This window comes from Variovorax sp. Root434, from assembly GCF_001426595.1.
Taxonomy (GTDB): domain Bacteria; phylum Pseudomonadota; class Gammaproteobacteria; order Burkholderiales; family Burkholderiaceae_C; genus Variovorax.
Map to the genome: position 1 here is coordinate 14,868 of NZ_LMEK01000028.1, position 17,596 is coordinate 32,463.

Here is a 17,596-nt window from a genome sequence, read left to right on the forward strand (position 1 = left end):
TCACCAGCGCTTGGACGGGACACCGTCTAACTTTGCAGAACGGGAGGCTGTATTCCCGGTGGCGAGATCGTAGCAGACAGAGCTGGCCAGCTGTGTGCGCCCAGCCTGCGTACGCCCGCCACGGCGCGCGGGCTACTCGGCCTCGATGCCGGCCGCCTTCACGATGCGGCCCCACTTCTGGGACTCTGCCGCCTGGAACTTCGCGAGCTCTTCGGGCGAGGTCGTGTACACCTCGGTGCCGGTCGGCTCGTAGAAGGCCGTCTTTGCGGCTTCGCTCTTCGCGGCCTTCACCAGCAGCTCGTTGAGCCGCTTGACCACGGCGGGCGGGGTCTTCGCAGGCGCATAGGCCGCGAACCAGTAGCCCATTTCGTAGCCCTTCACGCCGGCCTCGGAAATGGTGGGCACATCGGGTGCGAGCGGCGATCGCGCCGAGCTGGAAAAGCCCAGCGCACGCAGCTTGCCCGCCTTGACCTGCGGCAGGCCGGTGGCGGTGTCGGTGATCATCATGTGGATCTGGCCGCCCAGCAGGTCGGTCACGGCGAGCGTGTTGCTCTTGTAGGGCACGTGCAGCAGCCTGATGTCGGCCATCTGCTGCAGCAGCTCGCCCGCCATGCGGCTCGACGAACTGCCACTGCCGAAGCTGTACTTGCCCGGCTCCTTCTTCGCGAGCGCGACGAACTCGGCCACGCTCTTCGCTGGGAACGAGGGGTTCACCACCATGATCTGGCCGCCCTTGCCGAGGGCGGCCACGGGCGCGAAGTCTTTCACCGGGTCGTAGGGCAGCTTCTTGTACAGGTGCTCGTTGGCGGCGTGCGTGGTGTTGGTGGTGATAAGGACCGTGTAGCCGTCGGCGGGGGCCTTGGCCACGTTCTGCGAGGCGATGAAGCCGCTGGCGCCGGCCTTGTTGTCGATGATGACGGCCTGCTTGGTCTCGGCCGCGACCTGGTTGCCGATGGCACGCGCGATCTGGTCGGTAGCGGTACCGGCCGCGAAGGGCACGACGAAGGTGATGGGCTTCTCGGGGAAGGTCTGCGCATGGCCCAGCAGCGGCGCCAGGGCCAATGCGGTGGTCAGTACGGTGAGGGGAAATCGTTTCATTGTTTTGTCTCCGGATGGATGAGTAAAGAAAGAGGACCGCCGCGGCTACGGCCCGGCCAGCAAGGCTTCGAGTGCGCGCGGCACGCGCACAGGCATGTCGAGCAGCAGGAAGGACAGCGCCTTGCCGTGCGCATCGAGGTTCAACGCATCGTTGACGCCGCCGTCGAGCACCGCGTCGAGCACGAAGTTCATCGCGTGCAGCTTCGGCAGCACGAAGCGCTGCACCTGCGACGGCGCGCGATGGCGGAACTGCGTGGCCACGCGCTCGGGCGTGATCTGTTCGACCAGCAAGGGATACAGCTGCGGGTGCCAGGCGATCACGCTGATGTTGGAGCGATCGCCCTTGTCGCCGGTGCGGCCGTGGGCAGCGCGGTAGAGCGGCACGTCGATCATGTCGATCATGTCGATCATGTCGATCATGTCGAGGGTGTTCATGCCAGTGCCTCCGCGTCGAGCAATTCGAAGCGCACCGGCACTGCTTCGCGCGGCAGCAGGCACGACAGCGTGCTGAGCCGCGGCGTGAGCGCGGTGCGCACGCCGCCGCCGCCGGCCGGGCCGCAGGTGTAGAGCGCCATCACCTCGCGCGCCAGCCGTTCGGCCTGCGCGCGCTCGGCGTGCGTGGCCGCGACGCGCAGGCGCACGTCGCGCAGGCCGGCATCGGGCGCATCCGCCAGTGCGCGGCCGGCATCGTCGCCGAGGATGCTCAGCGCGCCGATCAGGTCCACGCGCAGCGCGAGTCCGTCGAGCCGCTTGCGAAGCACATCCGCCGCAAGCCGCGCACGGGCCTCGGCGCGTGGCCCCGCATAGGAGATCTCGCCCTCCGCCAGCCAGCCGCCTTCATGGCAGACGTTGACCTTGTAGCGGCCCGGCCGTTCGTGGCCGCGCACGCCGGAGAGCGCCACGCGGTCGGCGCCGGGAAGCGCGTGCACGTCGGCATCGGCAATGTCCGCGACCACGTCGGGCGTCAGGTAGGCGGCCGGGTCGTGCACCTCGTAGAGCAGTTGCTCCTTCACGGTGGCTTCGCTCACGAGGCCGCCGGTGCCGTCGGCCTTGCCGATGGTGCAGCGGCCGTCCGCGTCGATCTCGGCGATGGGGAAGCCCACCGCTTCGAGTCCCGGCACGTCCTTGTAGCCCGGGTCGGCGAAGTAGCCGCCGCACACCTGCGCACCGCATTCGAGCAAGTGGCCCGCCATGGTCGCGCGCCCGAGCCGGTCCCAGTCATCGGTGCGCCAGCCGAAGTGCGACATGGCCGGCCCGACCGTGAGCGAAGGGTCGGCCACGCGGCCGCACACCACGATCTGCGCGCCCGCATCGAGCGCCGCGGCAATGGGTTCCGCGCCGATGTACGCATTGGCGCTGACCATGCGCAGCCCTTGCATCTGCGCGCCGAGCGCTTCATTCAGCAGCGCGCGATGCTCGGGCCCCGACAGATCGTCGCCCTCCACCACCGCGATGCGCGGCGCATCCGCGCCCAGTTCGCGCGCCATGCGGGCGATGTGCCGGGCGGCGGCACGCGGATTGGCGGCGCCGAAGTTGCTCACGATGCGGATGCCATGCGCCAGGCAGCGCGCGAGCACGGGCCGCAGCATGTCGTCGAGCAGCGGCTCGTAGCCGGCGTTGGGGTTGGCGCGGCGGCGCAACTGGGCCAATGCCAGCGTGCGCTCGGCCAGCGTCTCGAAGATGAGGAAGGCGCGACTGCCGGCAGGCCCCGCGGCGAGCCGCGCGATCAGTGTGTCGACCACCGGCCCGGCGGCATCGGTGCGGTCGCCCGAGAAGCCGGCAGCGCATCCGATCAGCAGCTTGGACGGTTCGATGGAGTTCATTGCCGTGCACTGTAGGCAACGGCCGGTCATCCGTAAAATCGAAAATCCGGATCGATTGATCCGGTTTTCAAATAACAATCCAGCCACCGGCATCCAGGACATGAGAAAGACGCCCGACCTCTCCACGCGGCAGCTGCGCGCCTTTCTCGCGCTGGCCGAGCACCGCAACTTCACGCGCGCGGCGCAGAGCAGCCACCTTTCGCAGCCTGCGTTCAGCGCGCTGATCCGCACGCTCGAAGACGCGGTCGGCACGCGCCTGTTCGACCGCGACACGCGCAGCGTGCAGCTCACGCCCGAGGGCCGGCTGTTCGAAGGCTCGGCGCGCCGGCTGCTCGACGATATGGGCAGCGCCATGGGCGACCTCGCCGACCACGTGGAACGCCGCAAGGGCCGCGTGCGCGTGGCCGCCCTGCCCTCGCTTGCGGCCGGCTGGCTGCCCGCGGTGTTCGCCGAGTTCATGCAGGCCTGGCCGGGCATCCGCATCGACCTGGACGACGCGCTGTCCGACGCCTGCATCGCGCTGGTGCGCAGCGGCCAGGCCGACTTCGCGATTGCCGCATCGGGCGCCGGAGGCACCGCCGACGGCGACCTGCGCGCGCGCAAGCTCTGCACCGACCGCTTCCACCTCGTGTGCCGCGCCGACCATCCGCTCGCGCACGAGCCGCGCCTCACGGCGAAGAAGATCGCGCCCTACCCCTTCATCCAGATGGCGCGCAACAGCAGCGTGCGGCAGGCGCTCGACGCGGCGCTGCATCCGCAAAGGTTGAATGCGGTGTTCGAGGTGGAGCACCTGGCCACCGTGATGGGCCTCGTCGAAGCCGGGCTGGGCATCAGCGTGGTGCCCGCGCTCACGCTGTTCCATTTCCAGCGCGAGACGCTGGTGACGCGGCCGCTGCCCCTGCCCTCCCTCACGCGCACGCTCTACATGGTGCAGCGGCGCGAAGGCAGCCTGTCGGTGGCGGCGCAGACGCTGCACGACCTGATCGTCGCGCGGCTGGGGTCGCTGCGGCTGGACTGATGCCCGGCACGCAGCAAGCCAGAACCGGCTCGCAATAGCCGCTCAGGCCACGGCGCTCGCCATCGCGGCACGCGCCGTCGGATTCGGCGTGGGCTCTCCGATCTTGCGCATCGTGTTGCGGTCGGTGTGGCTGAAGGGTTCGGGCTTTCCGCGCACGCTCAGCACCGTCTCGAGTTCGTAGGACCAGCTGCCATCGTCGTGGAACGACACCTCGATGCTGTAGCGCAGCGTCTTGAACGCATGCTCCAGGAACGGGTTGGCCACGATGCCGTTGGTCTCGCCGCCGCGCACCGCTTCGAGCCTGAAGCTGCGGTCGCCGGGCTTCGCGCGGCCGGTGGCCATGGCCGTGAGCCCGCGCGGGAGCGACAGCGTCTGGATCAGCGCCCCCGTGGCCGGCTCCCACAGCCAGTAGCCGACCTGGTCGTGAAAAGTCTCCACCTCGTCGGGCTTGGCGATGCGCAGGTGGTAGCGCAACCCGTAGAAGATCTGCGGCCCGTTGGTCTGCGCATCGATGGGTTGGAACTCCGCGTGCTCGATAAAGGCTTCGGCCTCGGGGCCGTCTTCCTTCGGGCTTACGTCGTGGCCGGCCGTGCCGATCCAGAGGCCCGCCAGGCCCGTGAGCGGGCCGAGGTTGGCGAGCGTGTGCGGATCGGGCTCGGGTTCCGTGTAGATGTCGCGGGGAAACTGTTCCATGTTCTTTTCCTGATGAAATCTTCTCTTGAGGCGTGAGGATAAATGTCACTGGTCGAGGCGAATGCCGACCTTGGCGATGATCGCACCCCATTTGCGGCCCTCGCCGTCGATGAAGGCCTTGAACTCCTCGGGCGAGCCGCCGCCCGCCACCAGCCCCTGGTTGGCCAGCAGTTCGCGCACGGCCGGCTCCCGCAGCACGTCGTTGACGTCGGCGTTGATGCGGCGCACCACCTCGGGCGGCGTGCCGCTGGCGGCGAAGAAACCGTTCCAGGCCAGCGCCTCGAAACCGGCATAGCCCGACTCGGCCACGGTGGGCAGGTCTTTCATGAGCTCGGAGCGCGTGGCGCTCGTGATGGCGATGAGCTTCACGCGCTGCCCCTGGATCAGCGGCAGCAGCGCGGGCGCCACCGCGAACAGCGCCTGCGTGTCGCCCGCCGCCAGCGACAGCCCCGCGGGCGGCGAACCTGCATACGGCACATGCACCGCCTCGAGGTGCGCCACGCTGCGAAACAGCTCCATCGTGAGATGCGACGAACTGCCCGCGCCCACCGACGCATAACTGAACTTGTCGCCCCGCTTCTTCGCCCATTCGACGAACTCGGGCAGCGTGTTCGCGGGGTTGTTCGCCTGCACCGCCAGCACGTTGGGCTGCGAGGTCGTGAGCACGATGGGCACCAAGTCGCGCGAAGGCACGTAAGGCATGCGCGCATACATGTAGGGGCCGAAGGCGATCGGGCCGTTGAAGCCGATGCCCAGCGTGTAGCCGTCATGCGGCGCCTTGGCCACGGTGTCCATGCCGATCAGGCCGCCCGCGCCCGCCTTGGTCTCGATTACCACGGGCTGCTTCCAGATCACGCGCAGGCGGTCGGCCAGCGTGCGCGCGATCAGGTCGAGCGAACTGCCTGCAGGTGCGGGCACGATGACGCGAACCGGCTTCGCGGGCCAGTCCTGCGCCCATGCGCCGGCGGCCAACACGCTGGCAAGCAACAACATGGCGAGCTTGTAGTTCTTCTTCACTTCAGTCTTTCACTAGTGATTTACCCGAACGATGCGGCCTGCGCTTTGTCAAGGACTGATGCGCGAACGACACACAACCGTGACCGCACGCATCCTGCACATCGAAACCTCGCAAGTCCAGGCCCGAATATGAAGTCGAAAGGCTTCCAGAGCGGTTCCGATGGGTTCGATGGCCTTTAACCACTTTGCGACTGGGCCGATTGTGCAGGGGCTTCAAACTGTCACCGCGTCGCGGCAAGATGCGCATCCGCCGAATCTTGCGTCAACCCGATCTGACCGAAGGAGCATTCTCATGTTCGCTACCGCGGAACGCACCATCAAGACCCCCGGCCCCGATCATCCGATCACGATCACACCGAACCCGCTGCGCGTGGTGGTGTCGGTCGACGGCCGTGTCATCGCCGACACGCGCGAAGCGTTGACGCTGCGCGAAACGCATTTCGGAACGGTGCACTACATCCCCCGCAAGGACGTCAGGATGTCGCTGCTGGAGCGCACGCAACACGCGACCTATTGCCCGTACAAGGGCGAGTGCAACTACTACAGCATTCCTGCAGGCGGCGAACGCTCGGTGAATGCGGTATGGACCTACGAGTCGCCCTACGAGCCGGTCGCGCAGATCAAGGACCACTTGGCGTTCTATCCGGATCGCGTGGGGCCGATCGAAGAGCGGGTTGCCTAGCGCGCGAACACGCCGATTACAAGAAGGCGATGCCGTCCATTCAGGGCGGCAGCACCAGCGGCCCGCAGTTCTCTTCCGCCACGAACACCGCCACCAGCCTCGCAGGCTTCACCGGATCGGGGTTCTCCGCGAACAGGTGCAGCGTGCGCGGCGGTTCGAAGAAGGTCTGGCCGGGCCTGTAGTCGCCGACCGGACCACCGCCCAGTTGCGAACGCACCGTGCCTTCGAGAACGATGGCCGTCACAGAGCCCGGATGCCTGTGGGCCGGTGAATAGGCCATCGGTGGAAAGTCGACCATGACGGTGGTGACTGACTTGCCCGGCACGTTGGGCAGCGACTCGCAGGAGATCACCTTCGTCGAGACCCCGGGCCGCGCCGCTGCGGCGGAGCCCCCAGGGGCCGGCCCCGAGGCGAACATCGGGCGCCCCACGGCACTGCAGATATCGTCGATGAACTGCACGGTCGATTTCCTGCTCGCGTGCGGCAGCAATGCCCAGCCCGCAGCGGTGACGGCCAGCACCGCAAACCCGGCGCGCGCCTGGCGGCGCAGGGCAAGAGGAATCGTGTTCATGGCGTGGTTCCTTGCGGCAAGCGTGCATCGGCGCGCCAGCCCAGCTCGCGCTTCGCCTTCTCGCTGCTGACCTCGGCGCCGTCTTCGGCGATGTTGAAAATGCCGCCGGTCGAGTGCTGCAGTGCCAGCAAGGCTGCCCGTGCCGCAGCTTCCACATGCAGCGGGCTCGGGCCCTTGGGTGTGTCGGTCGAGGTGTTCGGTCCGTAGAGCTGCCCGTAGCGCAGCACGGTGGAGATCATGTCCTGCGCGGCCATCACGCACCGCTCCAGTGCCGCCACGCCGCCCACGGTAACGCGGCGAGCGCCTTCAGCCTGCGTGTCGAGCGGCTGCGTTTCCGTGAAAGGCCTGGGCCCCGGGGCATAGACCCATGCGATGCTCTGCGCCACCAGCCGGCTCGCGCCCACGGCCTGCGCCGCGGCCACGAGGTTGCGCGTGCCTTCGGCGCGCACGCGTGCATTGAGCACCAGGGCCTGCGCCATGCGGGCCGGGTCCAGGTCTTTCGGCAGGTCTGTGAGCTGATGGATCACGCCCCACGGCGCGATGCGCGCCAGCGCGGCGCGCAGCGCCGCCGCATCGAACACGTCGACGACGACCGGATGCACGCCCCGCGCCTCCAGCGCGTCCGCGCGGTCCTTGCGCCGCGTGCTGCCATACACGGTGCAGCCCGCTTCGATCAGCAGTGGAACCAGCGCGGTGCCGACCGCCCCGGTTGCGCCCGCCAGAAATACCTTCTCGCTCATTGCGTCTCTACCTTCCAGGCTTTTCATGGGGCCGATCCTAGTTCTACGATGTCCCATCAAAAAGAGCCAAGAATCACGAAAATGACTGGGCCATGACATCCGCGCCCCGCGCATCCGCAAACATGCTCCATCTCGACCGCGCAAAACAAACGCCGCTGTTCAGGCAGATCTACGAGCGCTACCGATCCGCCATCGAGCAAGGCGCGCTGCGCCCCGGCGACCGCGTGGCGTCGGCGCGCAGCCTGGCCGGCGAACTCGGCGTGGCACGCGGCACCGTCGAGGCGGCCTTCAGCCAGCTGATGGGCGAAGGCTATTTCTCTTCGCGCGGGCAGGCGGGCACCGTGGTCTCGCCGTCGCTGCCGCTGCATCGGCCAGCGCGGCGGGAGCCCCGGCTCGCGGATGGGCCGGTGTCCGGCGGCGCGCTCGCGCAGCCGGGCGAACCGCCGCCCCTGCAACTGGGTATTCCGGCGCTCGATGCCTTCCCGCGCAAGCTGTGGTCGCGCCTCGTGGCCCGGCGGGCGCGAGCCATGAACGCGGCCGACATGTTCTACGGCGATCCCTGCGGATACTCGCCGCTGCGCGAGGCCATCGCGGCCTACCTGCTGGTATCGCGCGGCGTGTCGTGCCATGCCTCGCAGGTGCTGGTGACAGGCGGCTATCGTGCGTCGCTCGCGCTTGTCGCACGCACGCTGCTGAAGAAGGACGACCGCGTGTGGATCGAAGACCCGGGCTTTCCGCCGACGCAGGAGGTGCTGCGCGCCGTCGGCCAGCGCGCGGTGCCCGTGCCGGTGGACGACGAGGGCCTGGTCGTGGCGCGCGGCCTGCGCAAGGCGCCGAAGGCGCGCATGGCCATCGTCACGCCCTCGCACCAGGCGCCGCTGGGCGCATCGATGACGCTCGCTCGCCGGCTGCAGCTGCTCGAATGGGCCTCGCGGGCGAACGCATGGATCGTCGAGGACGACTACGACGGCGAGTACCGCTATGCCGGGGCGCCGCTGCCCGCGCTCAAAAGCCTCGATGGGCATCACCGCGTGCTGTACGCGGGCAGCTTCTCGAAAGTGCTCCACCCCGGGCTGGCGCTGGGCTACGTGGTCGTGCCCGAATCGCTGCGCGCGCGCTTCGAGGAAGCCGCGCGGACATGGTCCAACGGCAGCCCGCAGATCACGCAGGCCGTGGTGGCCGACTTCATGCGCGAGGGGCACTTCCCGCGCCACCTGAAGAAGATGCGGCTGCTCTATGCGCGGCGGCGCGCCATGCTCGCGGCGGGCCTGCAGAAGGCCTTCGGCGACGAGGTGCGCATCGAATTGCGCAGCGGCGGCATGCACCTGATCGCGCGCTTCGACCAGCGCCGCGAAAGCGATGTGACGCTGGCTCGCCGCGCACAGCAGGCCGGGCTCAACTGCCAGCCGCTGTCGAGCCGCGCCATTGCGGCGCGATGTGACGCAGGCTTGCTGATGGGCTTCACCAACATCGCCACCGCCGCCGAAGCGAACCGGCTCGCGGCGAAGCTGCGCACCGCTTTCGGTTGAACAGCGCTCAGGCGGCTTCGTCGTCGGGGAACGCGCCGCGGTCCTTGATCCGCGTGACCTGCGACAGCACCGCGTCCGCGGGCGTCATGTCCGCACGCCGGCCCTTGTAGACCGGCTGCTCGAACTTGCCGCCGGCATAGCGATAGAGATAGCGCACCTCGACCAGCGTACCCACCGCCGGCAGAGGCTCGTTGGGCGGCACCGTGACGTTGCCCAGGTCGACCATCGCGCCCGCCTCGTCGCGCAGCCCCACGGCCACCGAGCGCTGCGCGTTGACACGGATCACCTCGCAGGTCGCGCTCTGGTTGAACTTGAACTTCAGGCTGGCGGTGCTGCGGCCCGCGGCGAACGGCGCATCGAGCGCCTTGAGCACATAGCCTTCGCCATGCGAGGCCAGCAGTTCCCGTGCGCGGCGGCGCTTGCCCTCGGCGGAGAGTTCGAGGTCGAGCACGGTCACCCATGGCACGGCCACCGCGATCCTGCGCAGATGCCCGAAGCGCTCGATGAACGGCGCCCCGCGCAGGTCCTGCCCGTGGAGTTCCAGCAGGTCGAAAGCCATGAAGGCATCGCCCACGTGCTCGCCGGCGATCACGGTGCGGCCCGCCGGCGCATCGGCAGCGCCTGCCCAGGCCTGCGGAATGTCGACGAACAGCCCGCGCCGGTTGGTGCCGCGCACCGCCTCGCCTTCGATCAGCAGGATACGGTTCTCACCGTCGGCCTTCTCCTGCAGGCCCCAGCCGGGATCGTCGAAGTAGCGCGCCGCCTGCTCCTCGAGGATCAGCGTGGGCAGCTGCGGCAGTTCGCCGCTCATGCGGCCGGCCAGCTCGGTCGAGGTGTAGAGCGCGCCGGACTGGTCGGGCGTGTAGCCTTTCGACGTCTTTTCCTTGACCACCTTCTGGTAGATCTTCAGCGCGGCTTCGAAGGCCAGCGGGCTGCTGGTCTTGGTGCCGGTGGCGAGCGTGCCGCCGCGGCGGCCGTTGCCGTAGTCGACCACCCAGCCGTCGTCCCTGGGCCGCAGGTGCACCTGGTAGACCTTGTCCGAGCCCTGGCCCGTGAAATAGAGAAAGCTCGACTGGGGGACCTGTTCCGCGTTCGGCATGGAAAAAGACGTCTGGTTGAATCAGGCCGCGATGCTACACATGCACACAACCGGCACGCACGCCCGCTAAGATGCGCGGCGAAACAATAAGCACAAGCACCCAACCGAAGGCAGGGAGGCCTCCGCGTGAAGCGCATTCGCTCCGAGAAATTGATCCGCACGAAGCCGGGCGCAGCGGCCGCCACGGGCTTCGCCACCGTGGAACTGTTCGCCCTGCCGGAGGCGCCGGGCCATGTAGTGCATGTGAGCACCAGCCGCGACGGGCTGCAGTGGAAGGAAACGGTCTACACGCCGCTGCCGCTGGAACTGGCCAACGCCGCCTTCGAGCGCGCCGTGGCGGCGCAGATCGCACAGGGCCATGCGATCGAAAGCGCGGCCGCCGCGGTTGCCACGGCGGCGCCGCTCTCCGCCGTGCTCGCGCACCCCGGCGATGCCGTGCTGCTGGCCGGCATCAGCCCCGATGCATGGCGCCTGCTGCCTCCCGTGCGCCGAAGCCGCGTGGTGTGGCGCATCGGCGAGCGTCGGCTGGCGGCCGCCGTGCCGCAGCTCATCGATCACATCGAAACCGGCGAGCCGATGCTCGACTACTGCATCGCCTGGGCCGTCGGCCGCTGCGGCGACGGTGGCGCGTTCGAGGCAATGCGCGAACTCTCCCGACGCGGCCGCACGCCCGTGGTCATACGCGCGGCGCGCTGGGCCGCGCTGAACCTGTGGCCCACCGACCAGCGCGCGGCCGAGTCGGCACGCATCGTGGACGACTGGCCCGCACCGCTGCGCCGCGCCTGGGCCGCCATGAGCGACATGCCCGCCGGCCAGGCCATGCCGCTGCTGCGCCAGCACCTGGCCGACCCCGCGCTCTGGAACGGCCTGAAGTACGCGGCCTGGGTCGAGCAGCTGTTCGATCTCTCGCTGCTCGAAGGCCCGGCCACCGACGGACTTGCACGTACGGCCCTGCTGGAGATTGCGCCGACGCTGCAGCTCGCGGCCGGCAGCTTCCGCGCATGGCGCCGGCTGTACAAGGGCGCGGAGTTCGCAGGCGACTATGCCCTGCTCGGCGTGCTGCACCAGCGCCTCGAGACGCAGCGTGCCGCCTTCCGCACCGGCGGCCGCTGGGCATTGGCCAATGGCCGCTATGTGGAGATCGCCAAGGAAATCGTGCGGCCCGACAGCCGCCTCGCCTACAGCCAGCGCACGCGCGACTACCTGCGCCGCCGCACCTGGCGCAACCTGCGCCGGCTCGCACTGGCCGGCACCGCCGACGAGGCCAGCTGGCTGCAGCTGGCCACGGGCGTGCTGCTCGCCGCAGACGATGCGCAAGCAGGCACCGCCGGCCAGCAACGCGAATCGCGCTGGACCGAAGAGCCTCGCAGCTGGCACACCGGCCCCTACAGCAACTGGCTCGTGCTGATGCAGCTACTGCACCGCCACGACCCCGAATGGGAGGCCCAGCGCGGCGGCCTGCGCTGGCGCCGCAACTCTCCCCCGTCCAACCAGCGCCTGAACCGCACCGAAGCCTGGCCAGAACGCTGGGATCGCCATCCGCAGGCGCTGCTGCAGCTGATGCAGCAGGGCCGCTGCGCTGCCGTGCATGCGTTTGCGGCGCGTGCGCTGCAGGACAACAAGCCCTTCTGCGACGCGCTCGAAGCGCCCACGGTCTGGCGCCTGCTGGCAAGCACCTGGGACGACACCGCGCGCTTCGCGCTGGCCATTGCGCGCCAGCGCATCGCGGCCGGCACACCGCCCCTGTCCTGGCTGCCCGCGCTGCTGGGATCGCCGCTGGCCGAGGCGCGCACACACGCGCTCGAACTCATCGCGCAGGACCCGGGCCTCTACAGCCAGCAGGTCGACCTGCTGCTGATGCTGCTGACCTCGGCCGATGCCGAAGTGCGCCGCGCATCCCGCCTGCTGCTGCAGGCCGCCGCACCGAACCCGTCGACGCTCGAAGCCCTGTGCGCCGGACTGCTCGCCTGGCTGCCGGCCTGCGAAAGCGACCATCCCGAGCTCGAAGCCATCTGCGAGAACATCCAGTGGGCCCTGCAAGGCCTGCTGCGCACTGCGGCCGCGAAGGCGCCGCTGCCCGAACTGCTCGCGCTCTTCGACCACGCGAATCCCGACGTGGTGCGCACCGCCGCCGAATGGTTGCTGCTGCACCCGGCGTCGGTCCAGGGCCTGCCGGTCGGCGTGCTCACGCGCCTGCTGCAGTCCGACGACGAACGCCTGCGCGGTGCCGGCGTGCGGCTGTTCACCGCCCTGCCCGACGCCACTCTGGTCACCCAGCCCGAACTGTTCGCCGCCTTCTGCAGCAGCCCGATGCCGGCCGTGCGCGCGGCCGTCGCGCCGCGGCTCGCGCAGCTGCTGCCCGAGCACCCCGGCTTCGGCGCGGCGCTGATGCCGATGCTGCGCGACGAACTGTTCCGCGCCGAAGCCGCCGAAGGCGTGTTCGACTCGCCGCTGCAATGGCTGTGCGGCCCGCTGGCCGAGCACACCCGCCGCGGCGAGCCCGCCGTCACGCTGCGCCTGCTCGAAGCGCGTAGCAAGGGCGCGCAGCGCCTGGGCGCATGGCTGCTGCCGCAGCACGATCCGCAAGGCTTCGATGTGCTGCAGACCGCCAGCCTCGGCCTGGTCGACACCGCCACCGCGCGCCGCTGGGCCATGGACCAGCTGGCCGCGAACCCGCAGCGCACGCTGTCGCAGCTCGGCGATGCGCTGCGCATCTTCGACAGCCGCTGGGACGACGCGCGCGACTGGGCCCGCCAATGGTTCGGTGCACACAGCGGCACGGAGGGCAGCACGAGCCACTGGACGCCGGCGCTGCTGGTGCGCCTGTGCGACCACAAGGACGCGGGCGCCCAGCGGCTGGGCCGCGAGCTGCTCACCACGCATTTCGACGTGACCGACGTCACCACCTACATGCTGCAGCTGAGCCAGCATCCTTCGCCGGGCATGCAGCTCTTCGTGACGAACTGGCTGGCCTCTGCCGCGAGCCGCAATGCCGACGTGCTCGCACGGCTGGAGCCCTACTTCCTGAGCGTACTGTCGCAGGCCAACCGCGGCCGGCTGGCCAAGGCGCGCGTCATGCAGTTCCTGGCCGCGCAGGCAGCGCATTCGGAAGACATCGCACGCATCGTCGCGCGCGTGTTCGCACGGCAGGCCGTCACCGGCGCCATCACCGAACGCGCCCGGTACGTGGCCGGCCTGCGCACCATCCAGGCCGCCTTCCCCGCACTGGAAAACCCCTTGCAGACCGCTCCGGTGCGCAGCGTCGCGCCGCGCCGTGCACTGCCTGTCGCCCCCACGGGGAGGCCCACCGCATGAGATTCCAGTACCGCTACTTCGGGCACTCGGGCGCACAGCACACGGCCAGCAGCACGGCGCTGCAGTTCGCCCCCGACACGCTGCGCGCGCCCGTGCACTTCGTTGCCGACATCAACCGCCACCTGCCGTTCCGCGAAGGCATGTCGGCGCTGCACGACGTGGTGGTGGGCGACCTGCGCTTCCAGCCGCGCGACAAGAGTGCGTACCTCGAATGGCTGGCCGGGCAGGAGAACGAACTGCTCGCGCAGTTCATGGCGCGCAGCGACCAGCTGAAGGCGCAGATGGCCCCGATCCGCGACGAGCTCGGCGAGCTACGCAAGCGCAAGCAGTCCGTGCTGCAGCCCTTCATGAGCGCGCAGAAGCGCTACTTCGACCACATCTACCAGGTCAACCGCGAAGCCTGGTTCGTGCTCGACCCGGTGATCACGGTGCACCCCGACCGCGTGTTCTTCGAGTGCTTCAGCCAGGACGAGTCGAGCTACGGTATGTTCTCGTGCAGCCACGACATCTTCGACCGCGTGAGCGACCACGCCTTCGGCACCACCAACGTCGACTACTCGGAATCTCTGTACGACGAGTTCCAGAAAATCCGCGACTACAAGACGACGCGCCTGGCCATCGACCCCGGCGGCTTCCAGGTTCAGAGCGACAACGACCCCGCCTTCCACGAACCGAAGATCGACGTGCCCGACAGCTGGGTGCGCGGCTTCCTGCAGGTGAGCAGCGCGATGCTGCTGCCGTCGCAGCGGCTGCAGCTGCATCCGATGGACGTGCACAACATCTGCCTGGTGCTGCGCCGGCGCAAGGAGCGCGTGGGCCCGCGCTCGCTGCGCTTCATCCTGCGGCCGGGGCAGCCGGTGCGCATCCTGTTCGAGCCCTGGGGGCACGAGCTGGTGTGCCCGCGTTCCACGCACAGCGCCACCTCCGACATCGACATCCGCGTGTGGGGCCGGCGCCGGCTGCTGCAGCTCGAACGCCTGGTGCCGGTGGCGCAGGGCTTCACGGTGCACCTGCTGGGCACCGGCATGCCGAGCTTCTGGGTCGCGCAACTGCCCGACATGGAATTCACGCTCGGCCTCTCGGGCTGGACCGCCAACGACTGGTCGCGCAACGGCCATTTCGAGCTGCTGCAGCCGCGCCACACGGTCGACCAGGACAGTCAGCTGCGCGTGTTCGCGGCACTGGGCGAACGCTGGCGCGCCACCACTGCCGAACTGGCTGCGGCCACGGGCCTGTCGACCCTCACCGTCGACGCTGCGCTCGGCGGCTACGTGCAGGCCGGGCGCGTGGTGTACGACCTGGCGCACGGCGTGTGGCGGCTGCGCGAACTGAGCCGCGAACCGCTGCCGATGGACAAGCTGCGCTACGCCAGCCCCGAGGAAGAGGCCGCGGCCGAACTGGTGCGCGCACGCCGCATCGCCAACGTGAAGACGACGGCGCGCCCCGACGGCGGCCTCTCGCTGAGCGGCAAGTGCAAGGGCGCCGCCGGGCAGCGCGAGTACCTGGTGAGCCTGCAGCTCGACACCGACCAGCGCGTGGCCTCGGGCGACTGCCAGTGCAGCCACTTCGTTCGCCACCGCATGACCAAGGGCCCGTGCGAACACATGCTCGCGCTGCGCCTGTCGGCCGCGCCGACGACAACGACAACGACAACGACGGATCAGGAAAGGACCGCACGCATCGGCTGATACACTGCTTTTTGCGAACGGAGCGGGAAGGCTCTTGCAATCCGGTCGGCGTATCGCCGCCCTCGCACACAGCACTTCCCAAGCGTCACTGGACGTCTCTTCACTGTGCCGTAGGTGCACGGTGGCGCGATAACAGTGCGGCTTCCTCGAAGCTCATCGGCGCCACCGTGCACCTACGGCGTCGAGTGGAGCCCTCCAGTCCCGAGGCTCTTCGACGAGAATCCCGCTCCGTTCGCAACCTTTATCCCAGCAGTGCATCGGCCGGTGGCGCAGCGCCATGACCATGCAGTCTCCCGCCCCCTCTTCTTCCATTCCCGACTCGGCACTCACGCGCGAGCAGCTCTACGAGCGCATCCGCAAGGGCTCCAAACAGGAGGTCATCCTCGAGGAAATGCAGCGCCTCGGCTTCTGGCCGCAGGAAGCGGCGCAGCCGACGGTCGAAGCCCAGCTCATTCGCCGCGAAAGCGAACTGCAGACTGCGCTGAGCAAGCTCGGCGACGAACTGCGCGGCATCGAAGACCGCGACAGGGCCCTGAAGACGATGCGCAAGGAGCGCATGGCCAAGGCCCGCGAACGCCGCGAGGAAACGCGCCAGCGCCTTGCCCAGGGCCGCCATGCGCGCGCCGTGGCGTGGCACGACCGTCGCCAGCGCGAGTTGCTCTACATTGGCGACGGCGTGTCGGGCGGCCTCAACGAGGCGCACAGCGACAGCCAGGCGCTGGCCCGCAATGCCCTGCCCGCGCTGGACCACGCGGGCGAGCTCGCGCAGGCGATGGGTATCGGCCTCGGCGAACTGCGCTTCCTGGCCTGGCACCGCGACGTGGCGAGCGTGAGCCACTACCAGCGCTTCACCATCGCCAAGAAGAGCGGCGGCGAGCGCCAAATCTCCGCGCCGATGCCGCGCATGAAGCGCGCGCAGTACTGGGTGCTCGACAACATCCTCGCGAAGATGCCGGTGCACGAGGCGGTGCATGGCTTCCTGCCCGGGCGCTCGATCCTCAGCAATGCCGCGCCGCACGTGGGGCAGGACGTGGTGATCAACCTCGACCTGAAGGACTTCTTCCCCTCCATCGGCATACGACGCGTGCGCGGCGTGTTCCGCCAGCTCGGCTATTCGCCGCAGGTGGCGACGCTGCTGGCGCTGGTGTGCACCGAGGCGCCGACCGACGAGGTTCAGCTCGACGGCCGGCGCTACTTCGTCGCGCGCGGCGAGCGCGTGCTGCCGCAGGGCGCACCCACCAGCCCGATGCTGACCAACCTGCTGTGCCGCCGGCTCGACGCGCGCCTGTCCGCGAGCGCCGCCAAGCTCGGCTTCCGCTACACGCGCTATGCGGACGACCTGAGCTTCTCGGCCGGCCCCGGGCACAGCCGCGACACGGCCAGGCTGCTCTGGCGCGTGAAGCAGATCGTGGCCAGCGAAGGCCTCACGGTGCACCCCGACAAGCAGCAGGTGATGCGCCGGCACCGGCAGCAGCACGTAACGGGCATCGTGGTGAACGACAAGCTCTCGCTTGACCGCGACACCCTGCGGCGTTTTCGCGCGGTGCTGCACCAGGCCGAGCGGCACGGGCCGCAGGGCCTGCAATGGAACGGCAACACCGATGTGATCAGCGCGCTGCGCGGCTACGCGAACTTCATCGCGATGACCGACGCGGCGCGCGGCGAGCCGTACCTGCAGCGCGTGCGTGCGCTGGCCGCCAGGCACGGCGGCAGCGCGGCGCCCGGGCCACAGGCCGCGCCGCAGCGCAGCCTGCCGGCGGGCCACTTCCGAAAACAGTCCGCCGCAGGCCAGGCGCCCTGGCCCGCCTGGTGGCAGCCTGCGCAGGCAGCTGCACCGGTGCTGGAGAAAACCGCCGAGCAGTTGGCGACGGAGAAGGCAGCGCAGCGGGAGGCCGCGCGCGCGCAGGCCGCGGCTGCGACAGCGGCAGTTTCGACCCCGCGCCCGATGGGCGTCCCCGCGCATGCGGTCGGGCCGACACCCGCCCCCACGGCGCCCGCCGTGCCGCAGCGCGGCGCCCTGACCCACATCGGCTGGGTCGTCAGCATGACGGTGCAGGCCCTCTACGTGGCGACCGTCTTCCTTGCGGGCAGCAGCCCGCTGATCTGGCTGCTGACCGGGGGCGTCGTCATCGGCAACTTCCTCCGGCGCAAGAGCGGCTGGGGCAACTTCATCGCGGCGGTCGTCGTCTCGTCCGTGCTGACCGCGCTCGTGCATGGCATGAAGAACTGAGGCGGCCCCAGGGCGCACGGCCGGCAATGCACCGACCGCGCTGCGCCGGCACGCACGCGGATGGGGCCAAAAACCACACCGCACTTCACGGCG

Annotated in this window: 14 protein-coding genes; 6 read left to right on the top strand and 8 right to left on the bottom strand. The window is 69.4% G+C overall.

Features of this window, described 5'->3' with window-relative positions; translation table 11 throughout:
• Positions 1-132 precede the first annotated feature (132 nt).
• From ASD05_RS27600 to ASD05_RS27610, 3 genes are read right to left on the bottom strand one after another with little or no spacing between them, the layout of a single operon-like run.
• On the bottom strand, positions 133-1,098 hold the full coding sequence (locus tag ASD05_RS27600) for a Bug family tripartite tricarboxylate transporter substrate binding protein (protein ID WP_056599453.1): 966 nt from the start codon (positions 1,096-1,098) through the stop codon (positions 133-135).
• 45 nt (positions 1,099-1,143) lie between these two features.
• Positions 1,144-1,533, bottom strand: coding sequence for a hypothetical protein (locus ASD05_RS27605; protein ID WP_235508128.1), 390 nt, complete (start codon positions 1,531-1,533; stop codon positions 1,144-1,146).
• Entirely contained in the window at positions 1,530-2,921 is a 1,392-nt protein-coding gene (locus ASD05_RS27610; protein WP_056599456.1) for an acyclic terpene utilization AtuA family protein, read from the bottom strand. Before ASD05_RS27610 ends, ASD05_RS27605 begins: the two co-directional genes overlap by 4 nt.
• A 100-nt stretch (positions 2,922-3,021) precedes the next feature.
• On the opposite strand from ASD05_RS27610, the gene ASD05_RS27615 reads away from it, so the two are divergent.
• Positions 3,022-3,939, top strand: coding sequence for a LysR family transcriptional regulator (locus ASD05_RS27615; protein ID WP_056599459.1), 918 nt, complete (start codon positions 3,022-3,024; stop codon positions 3,937-3,939).
• 42 nt (positions 3,940-3,981) lie between these two features.
• Here ASD05_RS27615 and ASD05_RS27620 read toward each other — a convergent pair whose 3' ends face one another.
• Together ASD05_RS27620 and ASD05_RS27625 are read right to left on the bottom strand one after the other, a co-directional pair.
• Entirely contained in the window at positions 3,982-4,632 is a 651-nt protein-coding gene (locus ASD05_RS27620) for an FABP family protein (protein ID WP_056599463.1), read from the bottom strand.
• 45 nt (positions 4,633-4,677) lie between these two features.
• Complete coding sequence (locus ASD05_RS27625; RefSeq protein WP_235508129.1) at positions 4,678-5,649, bottom strand: Bug family tripartite tricarboxylate transporter substrate binding protein; 972 nt, start codon at positions 5,647-5,649, stop codon at positions 4,678-4,680.
• Positions 5,650-5,941: 292 nt separating this feature from the next.
• Between ASD05_RS27625 and ASD05_RS27630 the strand changes: the two genes are divergently transcribed.
• The gene (locus ASD05_RS27630; protein WP_007839128.1) at positions 5,942-6,331 is read left to right on the top strand and encodes a DUF427 domain-containing protein; all 390 of its coding nucleotides are present in this window, start codon (positions 5,942-5,944) and stop codon (positions 6,329-6,331) included.
• Between the two features lie 40 nt (positions 6,332-6,371).
• Here ASD05_RS27630 and ASD05_RS27635 read toward each other — a convergent pair whose 3' ends face one another.
• Together ASD05_RS27635 and ASD05_RS27640 are read right to left on the bottom strand one after the other, a co-directional pair.
• The gene (locus tag ASD05_RS27635) at positions 6,372-6,902 is read right to left on the bottom strand and encodes a cupin domain-containing protein (protein WP_056599466.1); all 531 of its coding nucleotides are present in this window, start codon (positions 6,900-6,902) and stop codon (positions 6,372-6,374) included.
• Positions 6,899-7,642, bottom strand: a complete 744-nt coding sequence (locus ASD05_RS27640; RefSeq protein WP_056599469.1) for an NAD-dependent epimerase/dehydratase family protein — start codon at positions 7,640-7,642, stop codon at positions 6,899-6,901. Before ASD05_RS27640 ends, ASD05_RS27635 begins: the two co-directional genes overlap by 4 nt.
• A 122-nt stretch (positions 7,643-7,764) precedes the next feature.
• Between ASD05_RS27640 and ASD05_RS27645 the strand changes: the two genes are divergently transcribed.
• The gene (locus ASD05_RS27645; RefSeq protein ID WP_235508130.1) at positions 7,765-9,171 is read left to right on the top strand and encodes a PLP-dependent aminotransferase family protein; all 1,407 of its coding nucleotides are present in this window, start codon (positions 7,765-7,767) and stop codon (positions 9,169-9,171) included.
• Positions 9,172-9,178: 7 nt separating this feature from the next.
• Here ASD05_RS27645 and ASD05_RS27650 read toward each other — a convergent pair whose 3' ends face one another.
• The gene (locus ASD05_RS27650; RefSeq protein ID WP_056599475.1) at positions 9,179-10,270 is read right to left on the bottom strand and encodes a hypothetical protein; all 1,092 of its coding nucleotides are present in this window, start codon (positions 10,268-10,270) and stop codon (positions 9,179-9,181) included.
• A gap of 126 nt (positions 10,271-10,396) precedes the next feature.
• On the opposite strand from ASD05_RS27650, the gene ASD05_RS27655 reads away from it, so the two are divergent.
• The 3 genes from ASD05_RS27655 to ASD05_RS27665 all read left to right on the top strand — a co-directional run bounded on the left by ASD05_RS27655 (position 10,397) and on the right by ASD05_RS27665 (position 17,503).
• Complete coding sequence (locus ASD05_RS27655) at positions 10,397-13,585, top strand: hypothetical protein (protein ID WP_157610314.1); 3,189 nt, start codon at positions 10,397-10,399, stop codon at positions 13,583-13,585.
• Positions 13,582-15,273 carry an SWIM zinc finger family protein gene (locus ASD05_RS27660; protein ID WP_056599481.1) on the top strand — a complete coding sequence of 564 codons (1,692 nt, stop codon included), beginning with the start codon at positions 13,582-13,584 and terminating at the stop codon, positions 15,271-15,273. The genes ASD05_RS27655 and ASD05_RS27660 overlap by 4 nt, the downstream gene beginning before the upstream one ends.
• Before the next feature lie 277 nt (positions 15,274-15,550).
• The gene (locus ASD05_RS27665) at positions 15,551-17,503 is read left to right on the top strand and encodes a reverse transcriptase family protein (protein ID WP_056599484.1); all 1,953 of its coding nucleotides are present in this window, start codon (positions 15,551-15,553) and stop codon (positions 17,501-17,503) included.
• Positions 17,504-17,596: the final 93 nt, after the last annotated feature.